The organism is Flavobacterium sp. (assembly GCF_039595935.1).
In the GTDB taxonomy this organism is placed as follows: domain Bacteria; phylum Bacteroidota; class Bacteroidia; order Flavobacteriales; family Flavobacteriaceae; genus Flavobacterium.
In genome coordinates this window covers 968,011-986,366 of the sequence record NZ_JBCNKR010000004.1, presented here as the reverse complement: position 1 = coordinate 986,366, position 18,356 = coordinate 968,011, and the positions used below count along the sequence as shown (strand labels likewise).

The following is an 18,356-nucleotide window of genomic DNA, read 5'->3' as shown; positions in this document are numbered from 1 at the left end:
TAGTATTTAGTAAGTTTAAGTTACCACTATGTTTTAAAAGTGTTGATTGTCTCTGCCAGAGCTTTCTGGCAGAGGTAATTAAAATGAACTTTTTCTAATTCCTTTCGAGTCTTGCAGAATAAAAAACAAAAAATAACCACTAACGGAGTATTAACATTTAAAAACCAAATAGAGAGAATACCTTAAAACATGACAAAAAAAGAGTATAGATTGATGAGTAGTCCCAAATTTATCATTTGTATTTAGATTAATTTTTTTAAAAATTATAAATAAATATCAATCACTACTATTGGCTAATGATTATGAAAATCAGTAATAGTAATATTTATCTATAGAATTTAATTTGAGTTATTTCCAATCGACGCAGCCTTCCAACCTGTGTTGAGCGAAACCCAGCAGTAAAAACTGCTTCGGCCCAATTATTTATTTTCTATTAACCAATATTTATTAATTATGAAACATTATTACAGATTGCTCTTTTTGTTACTGTTTCCCCTGCTTGCGTTGGCCCAACCTGCCCACGGAAAGAAAGTAGTGGGGTATTATGCACAATGGTCTATTTATGCCCGGGATTTCAATGTTCCGAAAATTGATGGAAGTAAATTGACGCATTTAAATTATTCTTTTTATGGCACAACGTATGATCCGGCACATCCGGAAAATACAAAATTGAAATGTTTGGATACCTATGCCGATTTTGAGCATATGGAAGGTGGAATTCCTTGGGATGCTCCGGTAAAAGGAAACTTTTATGACTTAATGAAACTTAAACAAAAGTATCCGCATTTAAAAATTTTAATATCTGTAGGAGGATGGACAAAAGGTCAGGATCTTTCTCCAATTGCAGCAAGTCCGGTGGCTAGGGCAGCTTTAGCAGCAGATATGGCAAATTTCATTACAACTTATCCGTTTATTGATGGTTTTGATATCGATTGGGAATATCCTCTTTCAGGCGGAACTGACGGTACAGAAATTGTGAACGGATCGCCTGTTCCTCCACAAAAATACAGCCCTGATGATAATAAAAATTTAGTGCTTTTATTAAAAGCTATGCGTCAGGCAATGCCAAATAAACTTGTTACGATTGCAGCAGGAAACAATGTTCGCAAAGTAGCACAGCAGTATTTAGGACCTAATAACAGAGCACAATACGGAATGACTGAAGATATTTCGACTTATTGTGATTACATTACGTATTTCGGATATGATTTTGGTGGAAACTGGTATGATAAAACATGCTACAATGCGCCTTTATACGCAAGTGGAAATCCAAACGATCCATTATACGGTGCGACACAATCAGAATCATTAGATGAATTAACAAATCAATATTTAAACGTAATTGGTTTCCCGGCAAATAAATTAATCATGGGATTACCATTTTACGGAAAAAAATTCGATCACGTTGCTACTAACTCAACAAACGGATTATTCGTTTCTGCACCAAGAGATATTGTGGGAGGATGTACAAATCCGCAAAACCCTATCGGAACTTGGGATGGTTCAGGAGCGTGCGAACGTTCAGGAAGTATCGAAATTTGCGATTTAGTCGGAAATCCGGTTACCAATTCACATCCTTACTTAGACCCAAATACAATGCAAGTTACTGCAAGTGCAGCTTCTGCAGGTTGGGTAAGATATTTTGACAATACTACAAAAGTACCTTATTTATATAATGCTACTACAAAAGAGTTTATCTCTTATGAAGATAAGCAGTCAATGGATTTAAAAGTTCAGTATATTAAATCAAGAAACTTAGCCGGAGGTATGATTTGGGAATTATCTCAGGACACAAGAGGTTCAATTCCAAACTCATTATTAACTCAGGTAGATACATCATTCGGAAGTGTTGTTCCTGGAACAGTAAGTATTTCTGGTTCTGCAAAAAATGGATCAGCTTTAGTTACTGATGTTACAGTTGAATTACGAAATGCAAGCAATGTTGTAATTCAAACCGTAGTTTCAGCTACAGGAAATTTCACTTTCAACAACTTAACTTCTGGACAAAACTATACAGTTTCAGCATTAAAAGCAACTTATACCTTTACTCCGGTAACTTTAACAAATGTTGTAGTGAATCAAACAGGAATTATCATCAACGGATCACAGCCAACTTACACAGTAAGCGGAACAGTTCTTAACGGAAGTACAGGAGTTTCTGGTGTAACAGTTTCTGCAGTTTCAGGAAGTTCAACATTAACAGCAGTTTCAAATGCCAGCGGAGTTTACAGCGTTGCAGGTTTAACAGCTGGATTAAATTATACAGTTACTGCTGCAAAAACTGGATTTTCATACACCCCGGCTTCTACAGTTTACAATGCAATAGATTCAAACAAAACGTTGAATTTCGCACAAGGACCAGTAGTTGTAACTTATACAGTAAGCGGAACAGTTCTTAACGGAAGTACTGGAGTTTCTGGCGTAACAGTTACAGCAGCTTCTACAGCAGGAAATGTTACAGCAACAACTAATTCAAGCGGAGCTTATACACTTACATTAGCTTCTGGCGGAAATTATACAGTAACAGCTGCCTTAACAGGACAAACTTTTACTCCGGCATCAACAGTTTATTCTAATTTAAATGCGAATAAAACATTAAACTTTACTCAGGATGTTGTATCAACTTCAAGTAAAATCAGCGGAACTGTTAAAAACGGAACAACTCCGGTTGCTGGTGCAAAAGTAGAAATTGTTTTACCTTGGACAGACAACACGCATAACTGGAAAAGTGTTCTAGCAACAACAGATTCACAAGGAAAATACAGTTTTGATAATTCAGTTATAGACGGATATTCACAAATTACAAGTTTAAAACTGAATACATGGCAAAACGGAGAAGTAAATTATTATCCAAATAATTTAGCAAACTTCGCGGTTCCTGCAAACCCAACAGTTTACAACTTTAATACTAGTGCTACAGCAAAAACAGCACAAGTTCAGGCAAATTTAATCAGCGGAACAGTTAAAAATGGAACAACTCCTGTTGCTGGTGCAAAAGTTGAGATTGTTTTACCTTGGACAGATAACACGCACAACTGGAAAAGTGTTTTAGCAATAACAGATGCATCAGGAAATTATACTTTTGATAATTCAGTTGTAGCAGGTTATAACCAAATTTTAAGTTTGAAATTAAATACATGGGAAAATGGTGAACAGACTTATTATCCAAATAACTTAGCCAATTTTGCAGTTCCAACAACGCCAACAATTTATAATTTTAATAGACAAGCAGTTGTTACGACTAAACCTGTGGTTAACATTACAGCGCCAACAGCTTCGTCGATTGCTATAAATTTAGGATCATCTATTAATTTTGTTGCAACTGTTGGATTAAGTGCTTCTGATGCTACTACAATCTCATCTGTTGTATTTAGTTTAGACGGACAAACCATAAGTGCTACGAATTCTTCAGGAACTTATACATCGACTTGGACACCAGCAGCAAATCAGTTTGGAGTTTCTCATACTTTAACTGTTACAGCTACTGCATCAAACGGAACAACAGAATCAAAAACATATAGTTTTACATTAACTTGTTCAGGTGCAAACTGTCCGAATACATTACCAACAATTACTTGGAATTCACCATCGAATACTACGATATACCAAAGTTCTTTCCAGGTTGTACCAATTTCAGTTACAGCTGTTGATAGTAACGGATCGGTTTCAGGTGTTACGATCACCATAAACGGTGGTACATATAACATGACAGCGGGTACAAACAATACGTATACTTATAATTTTACACCATCTGCTTATCAGGATTATCCAGTTGTAATCAAAGCAACCGATAATCAATCTGGAGTAACTACCTTAAACAATACAATTAAAATTGCTACAGTAAGCGGTAATAGATTCATTCCGCTTCCATCTAAAATTATTTTAGGATATGCACATTCTTGGGAAAATGCGGGAGCTCCATTCTTATATTTCTCTCAAATGGTGGGAAGTAAATTTAACGTAGTGGATTATGCTTTCGTAGAAACAGTTAATCGTGACGGTTATACGCCAATATTAACTACAAACGATAATAGATATTTGACGAATGGTGTTTTCAATAAGCAATTGTTGAAAAATGATATTAAATCTTTAAGAGACAGCGGTGTTCCAGTTATTGTATCTATTGGAGGTCAAAATGGTCATGTTGTTTTAGAGAATGTTACTCAGAAAAATATTTTTGTTAATGGTCTAAAAGCCATTATTGATGAATATCAATTTGATGGAGTTGATATTGATTTTGAAGGCGGATCGATGAATTTTAGTGCAGGAAATTTAAGAGATATTTCTTATGCGGGTATTTCGGCTTATCCAAGACTAAAAAATGTAGTTGATGCTTTCAAAGAATTAAAAGCTTACTATGGCCCTGGATTCTTATTAACAGCAGCTCCTGAAACGCAATACGTACAAGGAGGATATACTACTTATACGGATACTTTTGGTTCTTTCCTTCCAATTATTCAAAACTTACGTAACGAATTAGATTTGTTAGCGGTACAATTATATAATACAGGAGGAGAAAACGGATTAGATGGTCAATATTATGGATCAGCTAAGAAATCAAACATGGTAACTGCTCTAACAGATATGATAATCAAAGGATATAACATTGCTTCAACAGGAATGCATTTTGATGGTTTACCAGCTTCGAAAGTTTTGATTGCCTTACCAGCTTGTCCGAGTGCAGCAGGAAGTGGTTATTTAACACCTCAAGAAGGAATTAATGCCATGCATTATTTAAGAACCGGAACTACTTTTTCAGGAAGAACATACACTATGCAGCCAGGCGGTCCATATCCTTCTTTAAGAGGATTAATGACTTGGTCTGTAAACTGGGATGCCTCTTCTTGTGGTAATTCATCTGAATTGTCTAAAGCGTATGCCGCTTATTTCGCTTCGCAGTCAGCAGCAAAAACATTAGCACTTGATGATATTTCTTCAAAAAATACTGCAACGATAGCATATTTCAAAAACAATGCATTATCAGTTTCAAATGAAAACGAAGAGATTGCACAAGTTGATGTATTCAACATATTAGGACAAAATATAGTAAGTCACAGAAATGTTCAAAACAATAAAGAAGTATTGCTTCAGAGCCACAGTTTCTCATCTAAACAATTGTTTTTAGTTGTAGTAACAGACAAATCCGGAAACAAAAAATCTTTTAAAGTAATGAACTTTTTAAACTAGAATAAATGCTTAAAAATTTAGAAATAAAAAATTTGGGACGGTTAAAATTGAGTTTGGTTATTTATGTTTTAACTATTTTTATTTCGAATAAATGCTGTGAATTGAGGTAATTTGTTATTTGGTTTTTGCCTCAACTAGCGCATTATGAACCCGACAATTTTATTGTCGGGTTTTTTTTATGTAATAAAGCAAACACAATCTTGTCATCTCGACGTAAGGAGAGATCACACTAGTGAATCGATAAAGATTGGAAATTTTCTTTGCGGACTTTTTTGTGCGATCTCTCCTTCGTTGAGATGACAAATACAAAATTTGAACTTTGCGTTCTTTGTGAAAAACCTTTGTGTTCTTTGCGGTTAAAAATTGTACTTTTGATTCCGGAATTATCGAATAAACTTCATGAAGAAATCATTCAACATAATAATCGCTTTTTTAATTTTTGCAACTTCTTTCAGCCAAAACAAATTCGGAAATCCCGAAGTCAATCCAATTCAAATTCAAAAAACTTTTGGCGATTGGTCAGCGTATCAAAGCAAGAATATAATGCTTTCGAGAGATTTTATTGCGTTTGATTCTGCTTCAAAAGAAATTTCAAAAGAAGCCTTTTTAGATCAATTAGCAAATGGAAATTTCATCCCAATCCGATTAAAATCAGATGATGGAATTTACTATTACAAACTATTCAAAATTCAGCCAAAAGCCGATACAAGTATAAAAGCAACAATCAATCAAATCGGTTTTGATGCTTTTAAAAATTATAAAATGGAAGGAACGGCTTTTCCGCAATTTTCATTTAAAGATTTAGAAGGAAATTTGGTAACCAACGAATCCATGAAAGGGAAAATTATCGTGATAAAATGCTGGTACATTCACTGTACACCTTGTATTAGAGAATTTCCTCAAGTTAACAAACTAGTTGAAGAATATAAAGACAGAAAAGACATTGTTTTTATGAGTTTAGCCGAAGATTCAGCAGAGCAATTAAAAACATTTTTAGCCAGAAAACCACTTTCATATTCTGTAATTCCAGACATGAAAGAATATATGAATGAAGCTTTGCAGTTGAATTCTTTTCCAACACATTTTATTCTGAACAAAGAAGGAATGATTGCAAAAGTGCTTCCAAATTTTGAAAGCCTTGAAGTGGCTTTAGCGAAAGAAAGTAAACTTTAGCTGAATTAAAGACACAGTTTGTCATTTCGACGAAGGAGAAATCTCCGCAAGTAACTCCGCAACGAAAGTCCAATCTTTGTAGAGCTTCTCGTGCAGATTTCTCCTTCGTCGAAATGACAAGATCGCTTGACGATCAACAGCATAAAACAAAACTCTGCGCCTTCGCGACTTTGCGAGAAACCCACACCAGCATAAAAAACCTTAGTCCCTTAGCATCTTTGCAACTTAGAACCTTTTTCACTACTTTTGCACCAAATTAATTAAAAAGACATTCATGTTAACAGTCAATAATTTATCAGTTCAGTTTGGTAAAAGAATTTTATTCGACGAAGTAAATACTACGTTTACTCACGGAAATATTTACGGCGTTATTGGAGCAAATGGTGCAGGAAAATCTACTTTCTTAAAAGTAATTTCAGGTGATATTGATCCAACTTCTGGTCACATTCATTTAGAGCCGGGAAAACGTATGTCGGTTTTAAACCAGAACCACAACATGTTCGACGAGCATACTGTTTTGGAAACCGTTTTAATGGGAAATAAAGTTCTGTACGCTGTTAAAAAAGAAATGGATGAACTTTATTTAGATTATAATGATGCCAATGCAGACAGAATAGGTGAGTTACAAGTTCAGTTTGAAGAAATGAACGGATGGAACGCCGATTCTGACGCTGCAGCAATGTTATCTAACTTAGGAATCACAGAAGCAGATCATTATACTTTAATGAGCGATATGGAAGGAAAAATGAAAGTACGTGTGCTTTTAGCGCAGGCACTTTTTGGAAATCCTGATTTGCTTATTATGGATGAGCCTACCAACGATTTGGATTTCGAAACAATCGCTTGGTTAGAAAATTTCTTAGCAAACTATGAAAATACTGTAATCGTTGTATCTCACGACCGTCACTTTTTAGATGCGGTTTGTACACATATTTCTGATATTGATTTTGGAAAAATCAATCACTACTCAGGAAACTATACGTTCTGGTACGAGTCTAGCCAATTAGCGGCAAAACAACGTGCACAGCAAAACAAAAAAGCAGAAGAGAAGAAACAAGAGTTGGAAGAATTTATTCGTCGTTTTAGTGCAAACGTAGCGAAATCGAAACAAGCAACTTCTCGTAAAAAAATGATTTCGAAATTAAATATTGCCGAAATCAAACCTTCAAGCCGTCGTTATCCTGCGATTATTTTCGATCAGGATCGTGAAGCCGGAGATCAGATTTTGAATGTAGAAAACTTAGCTGCATCTGTAGATGGAGAAGTTTTGTTTAAAGATGTTGATTTGAATATGGCAAAAGGCGATAAAATCGTTCTTTTCTCTAAAGATTCACGTGCAACAACTGCTTTCTATGAAATCTTAAATGGAGAACAAAAAGCAGATTCTGGAACTTTTGACTGGGGAATTACAACCAACCAAGCGTATCTTCCAGCTGAAAACCATAAATATTTCGAAAACGATTTGACTTTAGTGGATTGGTTACGTCAGTATGCTAAAACAGAAGAAGAGCGTGACGAGGTATTTATTAGAGGCTTCTTAGGGAAAATGATTTTCTCTGGAGAAGAAGCTTTAAAAACGTCTAGAGTTTTATCTGGAGGAGAAAAAGTACGTTGTATGTTGTCTAGAATGATGATGGAGCGTGCTAATGTATTAATGCTAGACGAGCCTACAAACCACTTAGATTTGGAATCTATTACAGCTTTCAACAACTCATTGAAAAACTTTAAAGGTTCTGTAATCTTCACAACGCATGACCACGAGTTCGCGCAAACTGTTGGTAACAGAATCGTAGAATTGACACCAAATGGAGTTATCGACCGTTATATGACATTTGACGAATATCTTGATGATGAGAAGATTCAGGAACAAAGAAAAAAGATGTACAATCTTTAATTTTTGAAATTCCAAATTCCAAATTCCAAATTCCAATTTTTGACTTTACAACTTTGTCAAAGTTTTAAACTTTGACAAAGTTTCACATCCATAAAAAATCCCAAACTCTAAGTTTAATTGGAATTTGGGATTTTTTTATTGATAATTGATAACTATTTACTGCCGAACATTTTTGCAAAAATCCAGATGATAATCGCAACAACAAAAATTACGATAAATATCCCGAATCCCATTCCGGCTTTAAAAATGTCTCCAACTAATTCACAGCTTGTAAATGAAAATAGTATTACGAATACCATTAACAATCTTAGTATTTTATTTTGCATGATTCTGAGTTTTTAAATTTGTTTATTAAAATTACTTCGAGAATTAGGAAAATGTGTTATAGAATTTTTTGGAAATGTTTTAGGATTTGGATTTTATAATTTTCATTTCTAAAATGACAAGTCCAGTAATTACAACTATTTCTGCTAGAAAGTAAATAATCCCAAAAATAGAAACGCTTTCATAATTGTAAATTAAAATGCCAAATGTTAGGATGCAATAAAGAATGTTAGCTGTACAGATTATTTTTAGAAATGGTTTCCAATTTTGTTTGACTAAAAAATAGTAACTGAGGGAATAAACAAAAAATGCGAATGCAATAATTGAAAGGTATTCGAAAATATCTTTTGGTAAGCCGAAAAAGTCATTGAAATTTCTAAGTATAAAAAAGAGTATAATGGAAGTAAGCAATGCTCCAAAGCTATCTAATAGAAAAATATTTTTAGGTTTTGTTAGATAGCTTTGGAACATTGGTTTTTTTAGTTTTAGAGAATCAGAAAAATTTGTTATAGAATTTTTTGAGAATGTTTTAGGATTATCTCAATAATTTTTTTTTAAAATCATGGTTTAACAGCTTTAGAAAGTTTTTCAACTAAATCACCAATTTGAGTTAAATTAACATTCCCAGATTTTGAACTCTCTGAAAAAACTCTTTTTCTTAGAGGATCTTTGTGGATTTCTTCTAAAGCCGTTTTTATGTAATGAATGTATTCGGCATTATCTTCACTACAATTCTTTTTGAGTTGCTCTGAAAAACCGACGATAGATTTAGCAAGTACCATTTTATAAGCGTAATCTTCAATTATATTTTTTTGTCTTATATATTGATTTGCACAAAAAATAGCTCCAATAATTGGAAAAGGTAATAATGAAACCCTTGCAATAAATATAAAAGTATCATCAGTGATTTCTGTTACGATCCAAATGCCAATGGATATTGATGTAATTAAACATAAAATAGCTCCAGTTATCCAGCTTCCAAAAATCCATTTATCGTTTGCTTTATTATATTGTACTTGAAATGAAGCACTAATGCCTTCAGCAGTCTTATAATTTAGGGCCTGTTTAGCAGAATCAATTAAATTTTTAGCTTCATTAATTATGTTTTCTCTCTCTGATTCATATTCTGCTAATTTTTTAGAATTTTCTTCTGTAGCAAATTCTAATTCTGTTAATTTTTTTTCTCGATCTTGAACTTTGTTTGCAAAAGATGCAATTAACTTTTCATTTGATTTACTTTCGTTAGTGGATAAAGTTATAGCTTGTAAATTTTTATTTGCTGTTGCTCTTACAACTGAGAGTTCGTTAGTATAAATTTTTATCTTTTCTGATTCTGAAATTAATTCATCTCTTCGTTTTAATATTATTTCTAATTCATTTTCGATTTTTTCTAATTTTTCTTTTGAAGAAGTAATATTTTCATTTATTGTTTCGTTATCAGATTCAATATTTTCTTTAGTAGTTTTAATTAATTCTAAATTTTCTTGAGCTTCAATTTTAAGTCGAGAAATATTTCCAATTTCTTGTTCGAATTCAATTTGGCGTTCTGTTGTGTTTCTAATATTAAAGCTTCTCAATAGTATTTTTAAAGCTTCGAATTGTGATATATAATTGTTTGGAGTTTGAAAATATGTATTTATTACGTCTAGATAATTATGAATAGTGCTTCTTTCGGAATAGGTTGAAAGCGCTAAGAATTTATTTGGAGATTTTGCTAAAGTTGTAATATCAATAAGAAGATTTTCAATTCCTATAATAAGTCCTTTGTATGTGTATTCATTTTCACTTCCATATGTATTGTCTTTGTTTTCTCGAATTGGTGCAGTTTTGATTTTATCTCGAATTTCATCACGAATAGTTCTAATATTTTTAATAGAGGTTGTTTCCATGGTTTAATAAGTTAGTTTTTGGTATCTCGCTAAAATATAGATTTTTAGCTTTAAAATGTAATATGTTTCTTGATATTTAAAAAAAAATTAGGAAATCGATAATAAAATATTTTCCAACCCCAACACCCCAACAAATAAAATCAGATTCCGTATATTTGCGCAACCAAACATTACAATCACTTATGAGTCAAAAAGTATTACTTAATTCGAAAGAAGTTACTATCATACTCCATCGTTTGGCTTGTCAGTTGATCGAAAAACATCTTGATTTCTCTGAAACTATTTTAGTGGGAATTCAGCCAAGAGGCGTTTTTTTAGCTGAACGTTTAAAACAAATATTAGAAAACGAATACCAAGTTCCTGAAATTTCTTTGGGGTATTTAGATATTACTTTCTTTAGAGATGATTTTCGTAGAACTGAGAAACCACTAGAAGCTAATAAAACCCAAATCAATTTTATAGTCGAAGACAAAAAAGTCATTTTTATCGATGACGTTTTGTTTACAGGAAGAAGCATTCGTTCTGCCTTAACTGCCATTCAATCTTTCGGAAGACCTTCGGAAATTGAATTGTTAGTTTTAATAGACAGACGTTTCAGTCGTCATTTACCAATTCAGCCCGATTACAGAGGCCGTCAGGTAGATGCTATCAATGGTGAAAAAGTAATAGTGAGCTGGAAAGAAAATGACGGCGAAGATGTTGTTCACTTGGTGACAAATTAGTTTAATCGGTTAACCGGTTAATTGTTTAATCGGTAATAACACAGATTAAGCGATTAAAAAAACGATTAAACAATTCAACGATTAAACAAATAAACAATACAAATGAAAGAATTAAGCGTAAATCATTTATTAGGAATAAAATATATCAACGAGAATGATATTAACCTGATTTTTGAAACGGCAGATCATTTTAAAGAAGTCATTAACCGACCAATTAAAAAAGTTCCTTCATTACGAGATATTACCATTGCCAATATTTTCTTCGAAAACAGTACAAGAACCAAACTTTCCTTTGAATTAGCGCAGAAACGTTTATCTGCAGATGTGATCAGTTTTTCTGCAGCTCAGTCATCAGTTAAAAAAGGAGAAACTTTGATTGATACTGTAAACAATATCCTTTCGATGAAAGTGGATATGGTTGTAATGCGCCACTCCAATCCCGGAGCGGCTTATTTTTTATCTAAAAACGTTAAAGCCAGTATTGTAAATGCCGGAGACGGAGCGCACGAACACCCAACTCAGGCTTTGTTAGATAGTTATTCTATCAGAGAAAAACTAGGCGATGTTGCCGGAAAAAAAGTAGTTATTGTAGGCGATATTCTACATTCGAGAGTTGCCTTATCCAACATATATGCTTTACAAATGCAAGGCGCAGAAGTAAAAGTCTGCGGACCAAAAACATTGATTCCGAGATATATCGAATCACTTGGAGTTACGGTTGAACCGAATTTAAGAAAAGCTCTTGAATGGTGTGACGTTGCGAATATGCTTCGTGTACAAAACGAACGTATGGATGTGAATTTCTTCCCATCTACACGTGAATATGCACAACAATACGGAGTTGATAAACCGCTTTTGGATTCTCTTGGAAAAGAAATCGTAATCATGCACCCGGGACCAATCAACAGAGGAGTAGAGATTACTTCTGAAGTTGCAGATTCTGATTATTCTGTAATTCTAAATCAGGTTGAAAATGGTGTAGCGATTAGAATGGCGGTTATTTATCTTTTGGCTTCTAAGATTCAATAGTTTTGTTTCAAGTTTAAGGTTTCAAGTTGTTGGAACTTGAATATCCGAATGTCACCCTGAGCGAAGTCGAAGGGCATTTAAGTGACAAGAGCTTCAACTTCGCTCAGCCTGACAACTTGAAACCTGAAACCTGAAACTTCAAACCTGAAACAACAAATAAAAAAACTTCGTACCTTAGCGCTCTGAAAAATCAATTTTTATATTAGCCCCACAAATTATAAAATGAAAGTAGATCAAAAAGGACATACCGTTACAATTAAAGATACGCAGGGCGATTTTAATGGCTTTGTAGAAAAAGTAACGCAGCAGTTTAAAACCTTTGAAAAAAGCAATGTTATAATCGATTTGTCTTCTGATGAAATATCAGAGAATGATTTAAAAGTTTTTTTACCGCTTGCAAAACTTCAAAAAAAGCAAAAAAATCGTTTGTAATTGTTGCTTCTGATCTTGATTTTAATGCCGTTTCTGATAAATTAGTTGTGGTTCCTTCTTTACTTGAAGCGCACGATATTATCGAAATGGAAGAAATTGAAAGAGACCTTGGGTTTTAGATTTTAGAATATAGATTTTAGATTTTAGATTGTTGAAAAACTGAAATTTAAGATTTAACAATATTTAAGAATCTAAGATCTAAAATCAACAATCTAAAATGAAATTAACCATACTTGGCTGTTATGCCGCAACTCCCAGAACGCTTACTAACCCCACTTCGCAGGTTTTAGAAATTAAAAACCGTTTGTTTTTAATTGACTGCGGCGAAGGAACTCAGGTACAGCTTCGAAAAAATAAGATTAAATTCTCAAAAATTAATCACATTTTTATTTCGCATCTTCACGGTGATCATCTTTATGGGTTAATCGGAACTATTTCAACTTTTTCTCTTTTGGGAAGAACTACCGATTTGCATATTTATGGCCCAAAAGGAATTAAAGAACTTATTCTTCTTCAATTAAAATTGACTGAATCCTGGACAACTTACGATTTGTTTTTCCACGAATTAGAGTCAAAAGAAAGTGAAGTTATTTTTGAAGATAATCGTGTTATTGTCAAAACAATTCCGCTAAAACATCGTGTTTATACGAATGGGTATCTTTTTCAGGAAAAGCCTGCTGAAAGAAAACTAAATGTAGAAGCTGTTCAGCATTATAATATTCATGTTGCTTATTACCAAAAGATTAAAAACGGAGGAAATGTTACTTTGGATGACGGAACTGTTATTGAAAATGAAAAACTGACTTTTGATCCTGAACCGGCAAAAAGTTACGCCTTTTGTTCTGATACAGTGTATAATGAAGCAGTAATTCCGATTATTGAAAATGTGGATGTTTTATATCATGAATCTACTTTTTTAGATTCGGAAGCTAAATTAGCTGAAAAAACACTGCATTCAACAGCAAAAGAAGCGGCCACTATTGCTTTAAAAGCCAATGCAAAACAATTAATTTTAGGACATTATTCTACTCGTTATGATGGTTTGGAGCCATTTAAGAAGGAAGCTGAGGAAATTTTTTCGAATGTGCTTTTAGCTGATGATGGTCTTAGTTTTGAGTTATAATTTAAAGCTCTAAGGGGCTGAGGTTCTAAGGTGCTAAGTTTGTGAATAGCTGTCACCCTGAGCGAAGTCGAAGGGCTTTGTGGTACGAGGGGCTTCGACTTCGCTCAGCCTGACAACCTTGAAACCTGAAACAAAAAAATCTAAAATCTAAAATCTAAAATCAACAATCTAAAATAATAAATCATGAGTGATTTAAGTAATTATAGAAAATCTTACGAGAAAAGTGAATTATTAGAAACCAATATTCCCGAAGATCCGATTAATCTTTTTAACAGATGGTTTCATGAAGTAGAAGATTTTGGCGGAAGCGGTGAAGTAAATGCCATGACCGTTTCGACAATTGGTCTGGATGGATTTCCTAAGTCTCGCGTGGTTTTATTAAAGAAATTTTCTGAAGAAGGTTTTATCTTTTATACCAATTACGATTCTGAAAAAGGAAAAGCTATTACGGCTAATCCAAATGTTTGCTTGTCATTTTTCTGGCAGGAAATGGAACGTCAGGTTATTATAAAAGGAATTGCACAGCGAACATCTGAAATTATTTCGGATAATTATTTTGATTCTCGTCCAGACGGAAGCAAACTTGGTGCGATTGTTTCTCATCAAAGTGAAGTAATTCCATCCAGAACATTTTTAGAAGAAAACTTAAAAAAACTGGAAGCTGAGTTTGAAGGAAAACCAATTCCACGTCCGGATAACTGGGGAGGATTTTTAGTAACACCACTTCAGGTAGAATTTTGGCAGGGAAGACCTAACAGGCTTCATGACAGAATTCGTTACACAAGCCAATCTGATTTTTCATGGAAGATTGAGCGTCTATCTTCTTAAATTGTAAGATTTTTATAGTATTTTAAAAATAAATTATGTATTTCGTCGATTATTTTTGTAGTTTAACGGTAAAATGAATACGTTTGACCCATAATAAATGAGAGAAATTGTCACATAATATTTTAAAGAATTTGCCCCAACATTTACTTTAAAGCTTTAAACTACTAATGATTATGAGAAAGATTATGTGCGCCATGGTGTTCATTGTGATGTCTGTCACAATGAACTCATGCTCTGCAGATAGCGTCGAGGGAAATGAAAGTAGTACTTCTACTGCACAGTTAATTGCTGACTATAACTACAATACATCCGAACTGGAGACCATGCAGTTAATAAACGAATACAGACTTAGTATTGGTTTAAAAGCTTTGCAAACAAGCAATCACATTTCTAACAAATGCGAAGAACACAATCAATATATGATTGCGAATAATGTTGTAAATCATAATGATTTTACAGCTCGTTCGAACAATATTATAAGCGTTCTTGGTGCCAAAAAAGTAGGCGAAAATGTGGCTTATAACTACAAAACATCTGAAGCTGTTTTACAAGCCTGGCTTGCTAGCCCGGGACACAAAGAGAATATCGAAGGCGATTATACTCATTTTGGTATTTCGGTTACTACAGATGCTAATGGGAAAAAATATTACACCAATATATTCGTAAAAATTTAGACAGAAACATTTGAACTGGTTGGTTAGTTTGTCGTTACAATTCCTGATTTGTAATGACGTTTATTAAAAAAGCTGTCTATTTTTAGACAGCTTTTTTAAGTTTATGTATATTCTATTTTATAAACCTGTAATAATAAATTCACTTCTTCTGTTCATTTGATGCTGTTCTTCTGTACAGTTTACATCATCAGAGCATTCGTTTACAAGTTCGGTTTCGCCATATCCTCTTCCGGTTAATCGTTCTCTTGCTATACCATTTTCAATTAACCAGTTAACAGTTGATTTGGCTCTTCTGTCTGATAATGACTGATTGTATTGATGTGATGCTCTGCTGTCGGTATGCGAACGGATATCAAGTTTCATAGTCGGATTTTGATTTAAAACATCCAGTATTTTCTCTAAATCTAATGCCGCTTCAGGTCTAATATTCGATTTATCGAGATCGAAATAAATCATTCGTATTCCGAAACATTTTCCAAGATTATCACCAATTGTAACCTTGCAGATTGATTTTTCAAGTGCAATCGGAAGACTTGTTTTTCCTGATGTTTCTGGTATACTCACGTTGACTTCCTTGGTTGAATATTCGGGTTTTTCAGCTCTTACACTATAGTTTTTTCCACATTCAACGGCAAAATCATATTGTCCGTTAGAGTCTGCAACCGTAGAATTTTTTATACGTTGCATACCATCATACAGAGTAAGTTTAGTTCCCGGAAGTACAGCTCCTGTTTCGGCATCTGTAACTACTCCGTTTAATTCCTGAACACATTTTAATCGTTTGGTTTCTAAAAACTTGTATATATCATCAGAACCCAAACCGCCATCTTTGTTTGATGAAAAATAGCCTCTTCTTGTAACAGGATCTATTATGTAGGCAAAATCATCTTTCGGCGAATTAATATCATTTCCTAAGTTTTGGATATCACTTATTGATCCGTCGGTTTCAATTTGACCAACAAATACATCAAGTCCTCCAAGTCCGGGATGTCCATCTGAAGCAAAATAAATTTCATTTTCGCTGGTTACATAAGGGAAAGTTTCTTTTCCTTCGGTATTAATGTCTTTTCCTAAGTTTTGTGGAGTTCCATAAACGCCATTACCATCAATGCTTACTTTGTATAAATCAGATTGGCCAAGTGATCCTGGCATATCAGATGCGAAATACATTGTTTTTTCATCTGGACTCAAAGCCGGATGTGCCGTACTGTAGTTGTCACTTGTAAAAGGCAGGGCTTCTACATTTGTCCATTTTCCGTTTTCAAGTTTTGCTTTGTAAATTTTTACCAAAGTAACTTTATTGGCATCTTTTCCTTTTTTTCCATCTGCAAAATTGTTTCGGGTAAAATATACGGTATTGCCGTCTTTGGTAAATACAATTGTAGATTCATGAAATCTTGAGTTTACAGTAGATCTGATTTTATTTACTTTTGATGTAGTATCGGTTTTAGTATCCGCATTGGCATCATAAATATTGGTAAAATACTCGCCTGTCCATTTGTGTTTTCTTTTAGTGAAATTTCCGGTATCTCGGGCAGAAGCAAAATATATTTTATTGTTGTAAATAAAAGTTCCGTAATCTGAATATTTAGAGTTAATGCCTGCATTTTCTATGTTGTAACGACCAGAATTTGCTTTTATCTTATCGAGATAATTTACATTATTTCGATAAAGTTTTGCTCTTGAATCGTTTTTATATTTAGCATTAAACTCACTTAGGATTTTATTTGCTTTATTAGTCTGTCCGGTTGCTTTAAGTGATTGAGCATATCTGTAATAATACTCGGCTTCCGGAGATGGGTTTACAGAAAAGAGTTCATCATACCATTTTGCCGAACCTTCAAATTTTGAATTAAAATAGTATGAGTTGCCTATTTTCTTAAATAAATCCTCAGACTTATATCCTTTATTTGCGACGCGTTCATAGGTTTTAATAGCATCAACATAGGCATAATTGTCGTAGTTTTTGTTACCCGATTTTATTTTTGACTGCTGTGAGTAACCGCAGAAAATATCAAGAATTATTAAACAAAGAAGAGTAAAATTTTTCATAATATCTAAATTTTAGAAGAAACGAGGAGTTGTCATTTTGCTGCTGTTTTTTAAGAATTCGTAGCGCAGATAAATCTCATGCGATCCTGAATTGTAATTATTTAAGTTTGTGGTCTCTCGGTCATAACCATATCCTAAATAAAGTCCGTCTGTAATTTGAAAACCCACTATCGCACTTATGGATGCACTCCATCTGTACGAAACCCCGGCTACAAATTTTTCGAAAAACATAAAGTTAGCAGAGACATCTACCTGAAGCGGCGCTCCTTCAACCATTTTAACTAAAGCGGCCGGTTTGAACTTTACATACTCTAATTTATCAAGATCAAATACATAACCTCCCATTAAATAATAATTGATTTTTTCTTTGTAAATGGCTATGTCGTTGTCATCGTATCTGTTTGTTTCAATAAAATTTGGAACAGATAAACCTATATAGGCTTTAGGTGAGTGCCAGTAAATTCCGGCACCAATATTAGGTGAAAATTTACTGTCTAAATCCTGAAATTGAGGATCGTTTTGATTCTCCGGATTTAGTTTATTAATGTCTAAATTGAATAAATTGGCAGTTCCTTTTAAACCAAATGAAAGTTTGAAATCAGGAGATGTTTGAATTGTATATGAAATATCTGCTGATATTGTGTTTTCATTAGTAGGGCCAATTTTATCATTTACAAAAGAGAGTCCAACTCCTAATCGGCTGTTATTTATTGGTGTGTTGACAGAAAAACTAGCAGTTTCCGGAGCCCCATCTAAACCTACCCACTGAGTCCTGTATAATCCAAATATACTCAATGCACCTCGCGAACCTGCGTAGGCCGGATTTACATTAATTGGATTGTACATATACTGAGTATACTGTGCATCTTGTTGTGCATAACCACAAAGGGTTACAAACATAATGACGAAGAAAAATAATTTTGTTCTCATAGTAGATGTGTATTATTAATTATTACTCGTAGATTTCTTAATTATTTTCAAATTAAAAAAGCCAACATTCTTTGTATATTCAAAATTAAGTATTTTTTT

Annotated in this window: 12 protein-coding genes and 1 pseudogene; 9 read left to right on the top strand and 4 right to left on the bottom strand. The window is 33.5% G+C overall.

Annotated features, from left to right (window positions below; all coding sequences use genetic code 11):
* Positions 1-453 precede the first annotated feature (453 nt).
* From chiA to ABDW27_RS04270, 3 genes are all read left to right on the top strand, one after another.
* Positions 454-5,187: a T9SS-translocated chitinase ChiA gene (gene chiA, locus ABDW27_RS04280; RefSeq protein ID WP_343694726.1), complete on the top strand. Its 4,734-nt coding sequence runs from the start codon at positions 454-456 to the stop codon at positions 5,185-5,187.
* A 399-nt stretch (positions 5,188-5,586) separates the two neighbouring features.
* Positions 5,587-6,360 carry a TlpA disulfide reductase family protein gene (locus tag ABDW27_RS04275; protein WP_343694725.1) on the top strand — a complete coding sequence of 258 codons (774 nt, stop codon included), beginning with the start codon at positions 5,587-5,589 and terminating at the stop codon, positions 6,358-6,360.
* A gap of 274 nt (positions 6,361-6,634) precedes the next feature.
* Complete coding sequence (locus ABDW27_RS04270) at positions 6,635-8,254, top strand: ABC-F family ATP-binding cassette domain-containing protein (protein WP_343694724.1); 1,620 nt, start codon at positions 6,635-6,637, stop codon at positions 8,252-8,254.
* A gap of 152 nt (positions 8,255-8,406) precedes the next feature.
* On the opposite strand, the gene ABDW27_RS04265 is transcribed toward ABDW27_RS04270, so the two are convergent.
* Both ABDW27_RS04265 and ABDW27_RS04260 read right to left on the bottom strand, forming a co-directional pair.
* On the bottom strand, positions 8,407-8,580 hold the full coding sequence (locus ABDW27_RS04265; RefSeq protein ID WP_179005013.1) for a hypothetical protein: 174 nt from the start codon (positions 8,578-8,580) through the stop codon (positions 8,407-8,409).
* Between the two features lie 558 nt (positions 8,581-9,138).
* Positions 9,139-10,467, bottom strand: coding sequence for a hypothetical protein (locus ABDW27_RS04260; RefSeq protein ID WP_343694723.1), 1,329 nt, complete (start codon positions 10,465-10,467; stop codon positions 9,139-9,141).
* 182 nt (positions 10,468-10,649) lie between these two features.
* Between ABDW27_RS04260 and pyrR the strand changes: the two genes are divergently transcribed.
* The 6 genes and pseudogenes from pyrR to ABDW27_RS04230 all read left to right on the top strand — a co-directional run bounded on the left by pyrR (position 10,650) and on the right by ABDW27_RS04230 (position 15,275).
* The gene (pyrR, locus tag ABDW27_RS04255) at positions 10,650-11,189 is read left to right on the top strand and encodes a bifunctional pyr operon transcriptional regulator/uracil phosphoribosyltransferase PyrR (RefSeq protein ID WP_343694722.1); all 540 of its coding nucleotides are present in this window, start codon (positions 10,650-10,652) and stop codon (positions 11,187-11,189) included.
* Between the two features lie 102 nt (positions 11,190-11,291).
* Positions 11,292-12,218, top strand: a complete 927-nt coding sequence (locus ABDW27_RS04250) for an aspartate carbamoyltransferase catalytic subunit (protein WP_343694721.1) — start codon at positions 11,292-11,294, stop codon at positions 12,216-12,218.
* A 222-nt stretch (positions 12,219-12,440) separates the two neighbouring features.
* A pseudogene (locus ABDW27_RS04245) lies at positions 12,441-12,769 on the top strand (ribonuclease Z).
* 98 nt (positions 12,770-12,867) lie between these two features.
* On the top strand, positions 12,868-13,773 hold the full coding sequence (locus tag ABDW27_RS04240) for a ribonuclease Z (RefSeq protein ID WP_343694720.1): 906 nt from the start codon (positions 12,868-12,870) through the stop codon (positions 13,771-13,773).
* 183 nt (positions 13,774-13,956) lie between these two features.
* Complete coding sequence (pdxH, locus tag ABDW27_RS04235; protein WP_343694719.1) at positions 13,957-14,601, top strand: pyridoxamine 5'-phosphate oxidase; 645 nt, start codon at positions 13,957-13,959, stop codon at positions 14,599-14,601.
* Between the two features lie 173 nt (positions 14,602-14,774).
* Positions 14,775-15,275, top strand: coding sequence for a CAP domain-containing protein (locus ABDW27_RS04230; RefSeq protein WP_343694718.1), 501 nt, complete (start codon positions 14,775-14,777; stop codon positions 15,273-15,275).
* 117 nt (positions 15,276-15,392) lie between these two features.
* Here the strand turns inward: ABDW27_RS04230 and ABDW27_RS04225 are convergent, their stop codons facing one another.
* Both ABDW27_RS04225 and ABDW27_RS04220 read right to left on the bottom strand, forming a co-directional pair.
* Positions 15,393-17,327, bottom strand: a complete 1,935-nt coding sequence (locus tag ABDW27_RS04225; RefSeq protein ID WP_343694717.1) for an OmpA family protein — start codon at positions 17,325-17,327, stop codon at positions 15,393-15,395.
* A 12-nt stretch (positions 17,328-17,339) separates the two neighbouring features.
* On the bottom strand, positions 17,340-18,257 hold the full coding sequence (locus tag ABDW27_RS04220) for a type IX secretion system membrane protein PorP/SprF (RefSeq protein ID WP_343694716.1): 918 nt from the start codon (positions 18,255-18,257) through the stop codon (positions 17,340-17,342).
* Positions 18,258-18,356 lie beyond the last annotated feature (99 nt).